The organism is Pantoea sp. Ae19-2, from assembly GCF_059801205.1.
In genome coordinates this window covers 1,716,777-1,731,446 of record NZ_JBCHWE010000001.1, presented here as the reverse complement: position 1 = coordinate 1,731,446, position 14,670 = coordinate 1,716,777, and the positions used below count along the sequence as shown (strand labels likewise).

Here is a 14,670-nt window from a genome sequence, read left to right as displayed (position 1 = left end):
CCCCCCCTACTTTTAAGTTATTTATAAAAAGTACTAGCTGTAAAAAAGAAAAAACCTTTGCTTAAACTATTTTTGTGTCTATGTGTAAGATAATTTTATTTTGTTTATCATTATATGTGTAAATATTTATGCTTCTAGCACTATACTTATGATTAAATGAAGTTTAAACAATGCATAAATAAATTAAAAACAAGTGGCGAAAAATCTCCATTGCACTTAAGGTGTTTTAAATTGTCAGGCGGTGTGAAGAAATAAAAATTAATTTTAGCTTCAGGATGATTAATAACCACCCATAAATATAAATAGTCTAGAAATGACAAGATGATATAATAACCCATGAATGGGTGAAGTTATTTTTCCATGTTGACAATATATGATATTGGCGAGAATTTTTTATATTTCTACTGTAAGCTTAATATTATAAGGGACTTACTTAAGATATTTATTTCTTTAAAATAATTCTATCTGTTAGCTTCCCAATCTCTTTGTGCTCTTTTTTCTAATTTAAACCTTCAGAAAAAACCTGGGATTTCAAAAGGAACTAAAATGTTCAATTTCTTTAGTATTCTCTTAATTAATTGTATTTTAATTTCAAATCTGGCAATCATAAAAGTATATGCTTCTGATAATATTGATGTAAAGGCATGGGTGCAAACCCCAGAAACATCCTATCCAACAATATGCAATAAAGAACAAATAGAGATTTTCTCATGCCCGAGCAAATCGAAAGAAACTATAGCTATTTGCATGAATAGTGCAAATAAACAAATGTTTTTTGCATACCAAGAAAATTTAAATATTAAAAACCTGAAACTAGATAAAATAAAACAAATTGTTAATATCCCAAAAAGCGGTGCATCAACAATATTGCAGGCTGAAACAAAAAAAGGTTTATTTCGTCTATATTTCGATGAAAATATTAATGACAATCCAAGCGCAGTCACTATGAACGGAAAGGTAAGTTTTGAATGTGTTCACAATCAGGAAGCATATAGAACTCCCACTAATATTGTTAAATCGGCACAAGGGAAAGATGAAATAGTAAATATCTGGCAGCTTAAGTTAGCCCCATTACTTAAAGAACAACAAAAAAATAACAGTATAATTTATAATGAAAAAATCGGTGACTTGTGGAACTCCTGGCCAAAATAAATTATCATTACTTTAATATAAGGAAACGATCATGTCTGCAAGTGAATTTATTGATAAACAAACTCTCATTGACCAACTCAAACAATATCGAACGACGGCTTTTGCTACAGAAGATGGTTCGAGACCATCAGTCTTAAACGAGTTTAACTGGGCAGGTGGATATAGTTCTTATTCTTTCGGATTGTATCAATTTGATGTTAGAAACAATGATCTTGCAGAGGACGCGCTAAGGTCCATGGGCTTTACTGACACTCAAATTGACCAACTATCCCAAAGAGGTACTCTTGGTAATGACGTTAAAACAGCATTAAGCGAACAGCTACAAGCTGCTCTGGCAACTACTGCTGGTAAGCAGATCATGGATAATTTGCTTAACAATTATGAAGCGCAATTAGTTCACACAACTACCAATCTCCTTGATATTACTAATGACGATATTTATTCGCAAATAGCTTCAGAACCTGAATCTATACAGCGTATTTACGACATCGCAAATCAGTTTGGTACCAGCCTATTACGCCAATTCGGAGGTTTCTTATCGGGACAATCAATCGTAACTAACGGTATTTCACTTACATGGAGTGATTCTTTAACTGCTTCTGAGAACATGGAAAACTGGTTTTCAGCGGCAGATCCGGGCGATGCAACGCGCAGTGATGCCTTCAATAATACCGTGTCCAAAGAATCTCTCCCTGAAACCATTATAAATATTACAAAAGGTGATGAAGATGATGCAACAATAGCGGCATTTAGTGAATTAAAAAACGTTCAGCTTAATGTTGACAGTGGTATAACTGTTAACATTACTGGAGAAACTGGTAACGATACATTTAATCTCGGAAATGGCAGTAGTGTAAATACCTCAATGACATCCGAAAAAAGCAATACATACTCTTATTCTACTTCGGATGGAAATACAAGCTTTGCAACTTTGGTTGGTAATAATTCGGCAGCTACTATCTCATCCTCATCTGGAAGGCTTGATATTACAGCTAATAACTCTGTTATTAATCTAGAATCTGATGCTGAAGTCAACATTATAGGTAACGGCAATGTAATAACAGGTGGTTCATCAGATAACGTTTCAGTCTTTGGAAATAACAACAGTGCTTTCATGGGCGATGACTCCACAGGAACAATTGTCGGAACGGGGAACAGTATAACAGGGACTGATACTAATAAATTTAATATTTACGGTGATGCTAATAATACCAATCAGATCACAGAAACAAAAATAAACAACTTCGACGGCACATCGGAAACGACCGTCTATAACGAATCCACTGGTAACTGGAGCACCGTGACCAGTAAATATAGTGGTGAAAACGAAACGGGCACTCTCCTTAGTACATTGACAAATAATCTGGATGGCACATCTACAGAAACAAATTACAGTGGTAATACCACCACAACGAATAGTTATTTGGGTCTTAACGCACAAGGAAATTTAACCGAATCGCTGGTTAATAACCCGGACGGTACTTCGGAGGATACTGTTATTGACAGAACCGAAGGGAACTGGACTATGGTGATGAACCAGTATAGTGGTCTGAATGACACAGGACACCTAACGTCGTCTCTTGTTAATAATGTAGATGGTACCTCCAGTAATACACTCTATGGTTCACCTGGAGGCAATGTTGTTTCAATGACAGAAACTTTCTCCCAGGCCTTTGGAACTGGAGAATTAACTAAAACAGAATTCAATTATTCAGATGGTACTTCCGAACAAGTTAATTATGATAAAGAATTTGATTTAAGCTGGACTTCTGAGACAGACAGGTTCGCTAGCTGGAATGCGGCCGGTGCATTGAATTTAACGCTACTTGATACAGCACCCACAGGCCTGGGCAGCTCCTCTTATACTCCCAGTGGAGATAGTTGGGGGGCAGCAGGAGCCCAGCTTAATTTTGACACCGCAAATCTTACTGTTCCTAGCTTTGTTTCAGTGCCTTCTTTTTCAGATACCTTACTCAATGGCGCAGCAACATCAGACTCCTTCACTAACTTTACTGCTGACTCACTTCAAACTGAAAGCCTGGCCGTTGGAAACTGGATTTCTGACGCTTCGCAATATTCCTTCGATGCGCAAATACCAGATGTGGTAACAAGTGATCTTTATGGCGGTCTGGCGGGTGACCCAGGCGATGATGGCGACGATGACGGGAGCGCGGATGGTTCAGGAGACGGTTCAGGAGACGATGGTAATGGCGATACCTCAGCTGGAGACCGTGGAGATAACGGCGATACAGGAGATAATGGAGATTCAGGTAGCGATAATTACAACCACAGCAGTGGTGGTGACGATGGCGACGGTGGTAGTAGCGACGGCGGTAGTGACGGCGGTGGTGATGGTGGTGACGGCGGTGGTGGTGGTGGTGGCGATCCATTAGTCATGAGTCTTGACGGGCATCCGATACAGCTTATCCCGCTAAACCTGTCGCATGCAGTCGTAAACATTGCTGGTCAGTCGTCAACTTCGGGCTGGATCGGCTCGGACACCGGCGTTCTCGCAATCGTGACGTCGGCTGGAACACAAATAATTAATCCTTCCCTGGTTAACGGTGCCGGGGATGCAATGGCAGTATTGGCCAGCTATGACCTTAACAAAGACGGCGTGATTGATGCCTCTGATGTGGTCTTTAACCAGTTGCGCGTGCTTGCTGATCCGACAGGTAACGGCAGTGCTCAGGCACAGGCTTACACACTTTCACAGCTTGGAATTCAGTCTATTCGTCTGCAAAACGAAACACTGTCAGTCAATGCGCAAGGCAATCAGGTATCTGGTGTCGCGACGGTGATATTCAGCAATGGCAGTATCGAACCGATTGAAAACGTAAACTTCGCTCAGGGTAGCAGTAACGCTACGCCAGGATGGAACGGTACCGTCAATCCCGTCTGGCAACAGATTCTGAACATGATCGATGGGGCGTTTAACAGCTCTGCATATAGCGTGATTGATAACGGAAGCTTGCCAGACGGCGCTAATGCGTCAAGCACTCCCAGTCAGATTCAGCAGGTTGCCAGTAATGATAACACGGCAATTATGTCGCGAATTTCCGCCGACTCAAGGCATAATGGTATCGTTTTGAATGACAATACTAAAGTAAATATCAATGGTACCAATAATTCAGTAACTGTCCATAACAGCGACAGCGGTACAATTAATGGTGGAAATTTTGCATTAGCTTTCGAAGGTAATGGCTCTGCAATTACCACCAATGGCAACACTGAAGTTGTCACGATAGGGGGATCCGGGAACAGTATTACTGCTAATGGTGATAAAAATATTATTGTTATTAACGGAGCAAATAACAGTGCCACTACCAGTAACAGTACATTACTGACAGCAAACAGTACTCAGGCTGTGGTCAACGGGCTGTCAAATATTGTTGGCCTTGGAAACAATGATAATGTCACAACGAACGGCAACAGTTTCACTTCTGCTATACAGGGTAATTCATCAACGCTTACAGCAAATGGTAACAACAATCAGATTCTGATTACCGGAAATAACGATACCGTATGGGCGAACGGCAGTGGTGACGTGGTCGTTATGGATGGTCAGGCTGACACGGCTAATGTTGGTGGTGGCAGCGTATTTTTTGCAAATGACAGTCAGGGTACAGTCAAAGGCAGTGTGGGTGTTGTCCGTGCAGGCAGTAATGAAAACCTGCAGGTAAACGGAAGCGGCTTTTCGATCACCACAAACGGGACTGCCTCCCAAATTATTGCTAATGGTGATGGAAACAACATCATCACCAAAGGCAGTAAAAACACCCTTGTCATGAATGGCGGAAGAGCTGTGATGACAACGGAAGGTGATACCAACAGCTTAACCGTTAATGGTGACAACGCGAAATTTTTCGTTGAAGGAAACAGCAACACACTTGCTGCGAACGGAAAGGGAGACACTGTCTATATTAAAGGCCAGGGAGAGGACGTAACGCTGTCCGGCGGTACTGCCATACTCGCAGACAATGATTCACTGATCATCAATGGTGGTAATGATACGGTTGCTATAGGTAATAATGAAACACTCACAGCAAACGGCGGTGAATACAATTTCTATCTGCAGGCAGATAATTCGTCTGTCACGAGTAACGGCGACAACGAAACAGTATTTGTATCAGGAAATAATGATAACTTTACTGCAAATGGACAACACAGCAATGTGGAAATATCCGGACAGAATGACAGCCTGGCTACAGGCGGTGCACAAATAGTTTTGTCTGATGCCAGCCAGCTCACTCTCAACGGCAATAATGATGCTGTTCATATTGGTAATGCAGACTTAATCACTGTTAACGGTGGCGGCTCAACATTGCTTGCAGAAGGAAGCGCATCATATATCACTGCCAATGGTGATAAAGAAGTGGCTATCGTTAAAGGTGTAAATAACACCATCACACTGAACGGTGCAAAAGCTGTTGTTACTGTTGTCGGCAACAACAATATGCTGACAGCGAATGGTCCTTCCACCTGGATTCAGATGCAGGGTGAAAACGACGATATTGTGGCAAACGGGCCAGGTGATATTGTCCTGTTACAGGGTGAAAACAGTAAACTGACAATCGGAGACGGTACTGTTGCTGTCTCTGATGATACTCAGGCAACCTTGTCAGGCGTCGATGACAGTGTCACGCTTGGAAACAGAGATAACGACACCATTAATGGCGGTGACTTTGTCATTAACCTCACTGGACAGCAGTCCACTGTTGTCGCTAACGGTGATCGTGAGGTAGTCACCGTTAAAGGCAATCAAAATACGTTTACGACCAATGGCGGACATTCTTTTAATGTTGTTTCAGGAAATAACGACAGCATCACGGCCAATGGTGATATGAATAATATTGATATTCATGGGCAGCAGAACGTTATTTATGCCAATGGTTCGGGGGATGAAATTTCACTGGATGGCAGCCAGGACGACCTCCATACGAGCGGGAATGCTGTATCAGTTAAAAACAATACCCAGGCATGGTTAAATGGCGGGGGAAATAAAGTCGTCCTGAGTGACAATGATAATATATCAATCAATGGCAGCGGTTATTCATTAAATTTCAACGGAGCAGGGAGTAGTGCTTCGCTTCAGGGAGACTGGAGTAACATAACGCTGAATGGCTCAGGCAATACGTTTACGGCTAACGGCAACAGCGACAGTATCCAGATGAACGGAAATGGCAACAATGTCAGCGTTAACGGAACGGGTGGAGAAGTCAGCTTAACGGGAACGGGCCAGACGGTCGTCATGGAAAATGGCAGTGTAATAGCTGCTGCCGATGCGCAACTCATTCTTCAGGGCCATGGCAACATAGTCACCGCGGGCAAAGTTGCTAATGTTGAAGTCGATGGCGGAGATAACTGGGTTAATGCGCAGTCAACAGACACAGTCTTGCTGAAAGGTAGTGAAAATGGTGTCGGCTTTAACGGTAATGGCGGGCAACTTACCGTTGATGGTAATGGTCAGTATGCTCTGATGAACAGCGGTAATGCTGTTTTAGAGGCAGGAGCAAGCCTGAATCTCTCGGGTAACAACAATACTGTTACTGCGGCTTCGAACGGTTCACTGGATATTTCCGGCACGGGTAACGTGTTACAGATGACCAGCTCGTCTCTTACGCTGGACAGTGTTTCGTCAAACAGTAATGTGAACAGTGGTTTCCAGGTTAAAGGATTTGGTTTTACCTCCTCTGCAAATGGTCAGTATGCCAATGCATCTGAATCACTTAAAGCCATGCAACAGACCGGCGCTAACTCAACACAAATTGTGGTGACTCAGTATCTGGATTCTGTGACAAGCGACAGCATTGCAGCCACTGCGGCGACAGAATCCGACGCCAATCTTGAGCTCGCAATCGGACAGGCTCAGGCGGATGGGATGTCGGTGCTTCTGAAGCCGCATATCGATATTGAAGATGGTACCTGGAGGGCATTACTGAAACCTTCCAATGTTGACGATTTTTTTGCCAGTTACAAAACGTTTATTCTGCACTACGCGGCGATTGCACAGGCAACGCACGTGGGTATGTTCAGTGTAGGCACAGAGCTGACATCAATGAGTGGAAGTGCTTATACAAATTACTGGGATGATATTATATCCGCCGTACGGCAGGTTTATACCGGACCCATTACCTATGCTTCCGCATGGAATGAAACCGGTAGTGTCAGCTTCTGGAACAAAGTAGACGTTATTGGGGCGAATGCCTACGAGGCCCCGACCGATATCACCGATCCCACCGTGGCGCAAATGGTTGCCGGCTGGAACAGTGTTTCAGGCGATAGCTCTACAGCATCACTATTCAATAATTTGTCTCCGATTGATTTTTACCATTCGCTGTCGACTGCTTATGGAAAGCCTGTTCTTCTTACTGAAGTCGGTTATCGCAGCGTAAATGGAACAAATACTTTAAACGGTGACTGGAGTGGCTTCCACTGGGTTGATTTCCAGCAACAGACACGTGCTCTTGAAGCCTTTTTTGAGGCATGGAGTGGGCAAGGCAGCTGGATGGAGGGGGCTTATCTGTGGAACTGGGAAGCCAATCCGTCAGGTGTAGCCGCAGATGATTTCAGCGTCCAGGGGAAACCTGCGCAGAATGTTGTCGACCACTGGTACGGTGGAAGCTCAACAGCGACCGCTGCCAGCAGCAATATTCTTAATGGTGACTTCAACTCCGTGCTTATGGGACTGGGTGACACATTAACCGTTAACGGAAACACGGATACAGTTACCATGACGGGCAATGATTTGGTTACGTTAAACGGGACAACTGACAACGTTAATGTGAGTGGAAAAGGTAACGTCCTGCAGGCCGGTACAGCTACCTCTGTAACGCTCAGTAATGATAACTCGGCCCTTATGGTGTCCGGGACAGCAATGGCTGTTAACACTCTGAGCAACAATAACGCTCTGGCTTACACCGGTAACCAGTCGGTTATTAAACTTGAGGGTGACAGCAATACTGTCGTAATCAAAGGGGATTCCAATGCTGTCATGCTCGATGGTAAAAACCAGTTGATATCCGTATCCGGGCAAAACAACAGTATTACCGTAACGGGGGATAATTCAAGTATCGTCACCAGCGGGGTAACAACTGTGTCACTGGCTGGCAACCAGATACAGACATCCGTTCAGGGGAGCGGGGACACTGTGACAGTAAGCGGTAATGGTGACTCGCTGACAATAACAGGGTCGGCTGATATTGTTTCCATGAACAATACAGGTACGCTGTCACTTAATATTGCAAACGCAACACAGGACGATGCCTTGCAGTTCATGAATGGTATAAGTACCGATCAGCTCTGGTTCAGCCAGAGTGGAAATACCCTGGTGGCATCCGTTATAGGTACGCACCAGGAAATTGATGTTAACAACTGGTTCGAAGGCGGAACAAATCAACTACAAATAAAGTCAGGCGACGGCCATGCACTGGTTAATTCACAGCTTGATAATTTAATTAACGCAATGGCGACGATGACACCACCTGCAATGGGTCAGACGACACTTAGCCAGGATCAGATGACGCAATTAAAACCAAGCTTAGACGCAGCCTGGAATTAACGTTTAGCTGCAGGCTTTTACTCAGGTAGAAGCCTGCCTTTATATGATTACAACAGTGTAAAATTACTCAGGTAATTCCATGAGTTCCTCTTATAGCTCAAATAAAAAAATGAATGAAAACCATTATACGGAAAAAGAAGTAGAACAAGATTCGGGTGTCGAAGCTTTAGTTTTAATAGCCAGGTATCATAAAATCGCTGCTGATTCACAACAAATCAGACATTTATCAGGTTCAGGTAAAAAACAGCTTACCGATGGTGACCTCATTCTTGCCGCGCGAACAATGGGGCTTAAATCCCGTAAAGTTACCGTGCGGCCTGAACGTTTAGCTAAAACACCTTTTCCTGCACTGGCTCTGGATCGGCTTGGTCGCCATTTTATTGTTACGGCATGCGATGGGGACAGGGTATTGGTTTTGGAGCCTGATGCTGGAAAACCTACAGTCATCCTTTCAGAAGTGCTCTGGCAGCGCTGCAATGGCGATTTTCTTCTGTTTGCTTCCAGAGCATCTTTAACGGGTGAACTGGCGAAATTCGATTTTACGTGGTTTATGCCTGCGATAGTCAAGTACAGGAAAATTTTATTAGAAGTCTTTTTTGTTTCTGCGCTCATACAACTCTTTGGTCTTGTATCACCACTTATGTTCCAGGTTGTAATGGATAAAGTGCTGGTAAATAATGCTCTCTCAACGCTTAATGTGGTCTGTATAGGGCTGTTGGTCAGCGGTATCGCTGAAGTTTTACTGACTGGCCTGCGGAATTATGTTTTCTCACATACCACTAACCGCATGGATGTTGAACTGGGTTCGCGTATTTTCCGACATATACTTGCGTTACCTGTCGGGTATTACGCAACGCGCCGGGTTGGTGACACTGTCGCACGCGTAAAAGAGCTTGAGAATATCCGCAATTTCCTGACCGGTCAGGCCCTTACAGCGATAATAGACAGCATATTTTCGGTGGTTTTTGTCGCCGTGATGTGCCTTTACAGCATAAAGCTTACACTCATTGTGCTGCTGTCTTTACCTGTCTATGTCATTATTACAACAGTTATCATCCCGGCTTTCAGACGACGTCTTAATGAAAAATACGCGCGTGGGGCTGATAACCAGTCATTTTTAGTTGAAACCGTTTCCGCAATAGAAACTGTCAAATCATCTGCAGTTGAGCCTTTGTTTATTCGTCAGTGGGATAATTTACTGGCTGGTTATGTTGCTGCATCATTTCGTGTCAGTAATTTAGGAAATATTGGGCAGCAGTTAGTTCAGTTTGTTGGGAAAATAGTTACTATTTTAACCCTTTTCTTAGGAGCGAAACTGGTCATATCGGGCGCACTATCCGTAGGCGCTCTGATAGCTTTCAATATGATGTCTCAACGCGTCTCTGCGCCGATTCTGCGCCTGGCACAGCTATGGCAGGATTTTCAGCAGGTAGGCATTTCGATGCAACGGTTAGGTGATATTCTCAATACCCGTACAGAAAACTTACAAGGCCGGAATTCTCAGCCCTCTCTGAAGGGTGCCATTCGTTTTGAGAATGTAAGGTTCAGATATAAACCTGAAGCACCTGCAGTTCTGAATAATATCTCTTTTGATATTGAGCCAGGAAAAGTTATTGGCGTTGTCGGACGTTCAGGATCAGGAAAAAGTACGCTCACTAAATTAATTCAGCGTCTCTATCTTCCCGAATCTGGCCGTGTCTGGATCGATGGAACCGACGTAGCCCTGGCTGACCCCTCATGGTTACGCAGACAAATTGGAGTGGTCCTTCAGGAAAACATACTTTTTGGTAGATCAATTCGTGAAAATATAGCGCTGGCTGATCCTGGCATATCTTTAGAATCAGTTATAAACGCCGCCAAACTTGCTGGCGCTCATGATTTTATCAGTGAAATGTCTGAGGGTTATGACACACGAATCGGAGAACACGGAAGTGGGCTGTCAGGAGGCCAGCGTCAGCGTATTGCTATTGCACGCGCGTTGATTACGAACCCACGAATTCTCATCTTCGATGAGGCAACGAGCGCTCTCGATTTTGAAACAGAACGGGTGATTCACAAAAACATGCAGGCCATATGTCAGGGCCGAACAGTTATTATCATCGCTCACCGACTGACTGCAGTAAGAAATTCTGACACCATTTTAGTTATGGAGAAAGGCCTGATAGTAGAGCAGGGCAACCATTCTCAACTAATTGAAGAAAACGGTCTGTACAGTCACTTGGTTTCCCTTCAGCATGCTTAAAAGGAACATTCAATGTTGAAGATAATAGCTTTAACTGAGTTGCTGCGTCGTTACAAGGATGTATTCCTTGCCAACTGGAAAATGCGTAAGCAACTGAACGCTTATGAAAGACAGTCTTATGAGCTTGCATTTTTGCCGGCAAATATAGAACTGGCAGAAGCACCTGTTCACCCGGCACCCTACTGGACGATGAGGATCATCGTTATTTTGACACTTGTTCTTATCAGCATCTCGCTTTTTGGCAGGTTAGATATTGTCGTTGTGGCTAAGGGTAAAGTTATTCCGGATGCAAGAGTAAAAGAAATTCAGCCTGCCATCACGGGGGTGGTGCGCCATATTTACGTTGATGACGGGCAACGTGTAAATGCTGGTAACGTTTTGATGGTTCTGGATTCCACACAGGCAGAAGCCGATTTAACTAAAACCGAGGCGTCAAGAGCGGAGTCCATGCTGGCGATAATCAGGGCAAAAGCTTTACTGGATGCGCAAATCTCTGGTCATGTCCCTGAGATGAAAGTCAGTGATGGACTCTCACAAGCCGATGTTAACGCCACGAGCCGTTTTGCTGACGGTATTTTCATGGAGTACAAAGATAAGCTTAACCGTGCGGATGCTGAGCTTACACAGCATCGTGATGAACTGGCCACGACTTTACAGGACATTGAACGCTTAAAATCTACGGCACCGTTGGCAAGAGAGCAGGCGAACAGTTATAAGCTGCTTGCCAAAGATCATTATGTCGCAAGAAATGACTACCTTGACAAAGAGCAGACGGCGCTGGGGCAGGAGCATGACCTTACGGCCAAACGCAGTCACGCTAATGAACTCAAAGCTGCTATTGATGCGCAGATTGCAGAAAAAGCCTCAGTAGGTTCACAATTCCGACGGGAACAGCTCGATGCTCTGGAACAGGCTGAGCAAAAATTAAAACAAAGCGTCGAAGATGAAGTTAAGGCTAAAACACGCAAGCAATTGCTCAATCTCGTGTCGCCTGTAAGTGGAACAGTTCAGCAACTCAGTGTTCATACGATAGGCGGTGTGGTCACCAGTGCTCAGAAAGTGATGGAAATCGTACCTGATGATGCGATGGAAGTTGAAGTTAACATAGCGAATAAAGACATTGGTTTTATAAAAGAGGGGCAGAATGCCACAGTTAAAATTGATGCTTTTCCCTACACGTACTATGGCTATATCAAAGGGAATGTAATTTCAGTATCAAATGACGCCGTTCAGGACCGTAATCATGGCTTGAATTTTACTGCCAGGGTACACCTTGATAAAAGTGGCATTGAGGCAGGAGGTAGATGGATTAAACTGACGCCGGGCATGACCGTGTCCGCTGAGATTAAAACTGGAAAAAGAAATGTCTGGCAATACTTTTTCGACCCGCTTATCAGAATGAGTAATGAGAGTCTGCATGAAAGATAATAAAATATTGCCTGTGATGGCCTTAATACTCTCAGGCCTGTATACAGTGAAAAATCATGCTTCTGATATATTTGACACTGAAGCTGATGTTCCTTCCTCACAGGCCGCACCGGTATATGGAAACTCAATATGCGAGTTTGGTCCATTGCCAAGCCCACTGGCTTTGAATGATGCACTGGAGCGCAGTTTATGTAATAACCCCAAAACGGCACAAAGCTGGGCTGAAATAAAGGCAGAAAGCGCCGCTGTCGGCACAGCTAAAGGTGCATACCTGCCAACTTTCTCCTTGTCCGGAAGAGAAATCAGCGAACGTTCTGAAACAAATGTTGCCGGGCACCCGGAGTTTGGCTCAGTCAATTCATCGCCAAATTATTCTGCAGACTTTAGTTTAAACTGGGTGCTCTATGATTTTGGAGCCCGCTCAGCAGCTCTGCACAAAGCGAAAGCTCTTCTCGTTGCTGCTGAAGCCAGTCATATGGAAACTCTGCAGTCTGTGATGATAGCCACCGCCAAAGATTATTATGCAGCACAGGCTGCTGCTGGAAACCTGGCTGCTGCGGCTGATATGGAAAGAATTGCCTCAAAGAGCGTAGAGGTGGTTGTAACTAAAGAAGGGCATGGTGCTGCTTCAGTCGGTGATGAATTACAAGCAAGAACGGCCTGGCTGCAGGCTAAAACTGAGAAAGAGAAAGCAGAAAATACGCTTGAGAATGATTTAGGTGTTATTGCTATCGATATGGGGTTACGCCCAGACAGTTACATAAATCTGGCAAATGTCCAGGAAGGTCTAAAACCTGATTTTAGATTTAAGGAATCAGTTTCAGCATTAATCGATGAGGCAATTAAAATACATCCGGCGCTGCTTGCGGCTCAGGCTCAGTTACAGGCAGCAGAAGCTGAGGTCGATCAAACGAGGGCTGAGGGAATGCCCACTTTAAGTCTCATAGGGAAAGCCAGCCGCGATAATCAGAAAGTCAGCGCAGGAATAGGCCAACCCTATCTTGACTCCTCTCACAATGACAGATACATAGGCATTCAGGTCTCGGTCCCTTTGTTTGAGGGATTCACTCGGGAATATAAAATCCAGGAAGGTCTTGCTCAGGCTGAGCAGAAGCAGGGGGCTGTCTCCGAAGTAAGACATAACGTTGAACTTGATGTATGGAAAAGTTTTCAGTCTCTTAAAGCTAACACAAATAATTTACCATTAACTGAAAGCCTCTTCGATAACACCAGAAAGTCCTATTCAGTAGCAGAATATCGCTATGAGAATGGCGTGGGTAATATTATTGAATTGCTCAATGCCCAGAAATCTCTTGCTGATGCAGAGAAGCAGCAGATCCAGGCTCTGACTGACTGGCGTTACAGCAGGCTCGAACTTGCTGGAAAACTGGGTGTACTTGGTTTAAATAATTAAAAAAGAAATTTATTAAGGTCGCAGAGTCACTTATTAGATGGTTATAAATATTATGGACTGGAATCTATTATTGTAATTATGTGTATTCAGATAAATAGCGAGTATGGTAGGTAAATAATCAAAGAACAACTGCAACGGAATGTGAAGAAATGTAACTATCAACGTATGAGTAAAATCTAAGCAGCCTGCTATTGTAAGTTTCAGTAAACCAGACTACTGTTGTTTCTATAAGATTCTGAATAGGTTATAAAAGCCCTTAACTTTGCTGACTCTTTATCTTTACTGTGCGGATCACTCGATGAAGCGTAGAACATCTTTCTTTTTACTTTCCGGCCTTATATTGCTGATTTCCGGCTGCAGCCATCATCCTCGTCCCGAAGCTCCAGAGGACGTTTCCGCATCGGATTCAGCTCAAAATCCTGATTTAATTCCCATTGTTGCTGCACTTCACGACCAAATGCACACCTGGCATGATACGCCATACCAATGGGGCGGCACGCAGCTGTCGGGCGTGGACTGCTCTGGTTACGTCTGGCGTACTTTGCATGACCGCTTTAATCTGCCGATGGACCGCGTGACTACCGCCGATCTGCTGCATATGGGCGTGCGCGTAGCACCGGAACATTTACAGCCGGGCGATTTGGTGTTTTTCCGTATCGGTGGTGGTATGCATGTCGGCTTCTATGACACAGACCATCAGTTTATTCATGCCTCGGCCAGCAAAGGCGTGATTCGTTCGTCACTGGATAACCCATACTGGAAATCCGTTTATTACCAGTCGCGCCGGCTGACGCGTGAATACGGCGCGCAGGTGACGTTGAACCGAACAAGTTGATGCGAAGAACGCAAAGCGATTTGCTGGCGAGTGCGTAA

The 14,670-nt window shown here is 44.1% G+C and carries 6 protein-coding genes; all 6 read left to right on the top strand.

Annotation, left to right across the window (positions count from 1 at the left end):
- Positions 1-546 precede the first annotated feature (546 nt).
- The 6 genes from AAIE03_RS07955 to AAIE03_RS07930 all read left to right on the top strand — a co-directional run bounded on the left by AAIE03_RS07955 (position 547) and on the right by AAIE03_RS07930 (position 14,632).
- Positions 547-1,152: a hypothetical protein gene (locus AAIE03_RS07955; RefSeq protein ID WP_498562926.1), complete on the top strand. Its 606-nt coding sequence runs from the start codon at positions 547-549 to the stop codon at positions 1,150-1,152.
- 31 nt (positions 1,153-1,183) lie between these two features.
- Complete coding sequence (locus AAIE03_RS07950) at positions 1,184-8,713, top strand: glycoside hydrolase family 113 (RefSeq protein ID WP_498562925.1); 7,530 nt, start codon at positions 1,184-1,186, stop codon at positions 8,711-8,713.
- A 109-nt stretch (positions 8,714-8,822) separates the two neighbouring features.
- Positions 8,823-10,955, top strand: a complete 2,133-nt coding sequence (locus AAIE03_RS07945; protein WP_050442526.1) for a type I secretion system permease/ATPase — start codon at positions 8,823-8,825, stop codon at positions 10,953-10,955.
- 12 nt (positions 10,956-10,967) lie between these two features.
- Positions 10,968-12,383 (top strand): HlyD family type I secretion periplasmic adaptor subunit, encoded by a 1,416-nt coding sequence (locus AAIE03_RS07940; protein ID WP_014593736.1) that lies wholly within the window; start codon positions 10,968-10,970, stop codon positions 12,381-12,383.
- Complete coding sequence (locus AAIE03_RS07935; RefSeq protein WP_206100154.1) at positions 12,373-13,797, top strand: TolC family protein; 1,425 nt, start codon at positions 12,373-12,375, stop codon at positions 13,795-13,797. The genes AAIE03_RS07940 and AAIE03_RS07935 overlap by 11 nt, the downstream gene beginning before the upstream one ends.
- 298 nt (positions 13,798-14,095) lie before the next feature.
- Positions 14,096-14,632 carry a C40 family peptidase gene (locus AAIE03_RS07930; protein ID WP_014593738.1) on the top strand — a complete coding sequence of 179 codons (537 nt, stop codon included), beginning with the start codon at positions 14,096-14,098 and terminating at the stop codon, positions 14,630-14,632.
- Positions 14,633-14,670 lie beyond the last annotated feature (38 nt).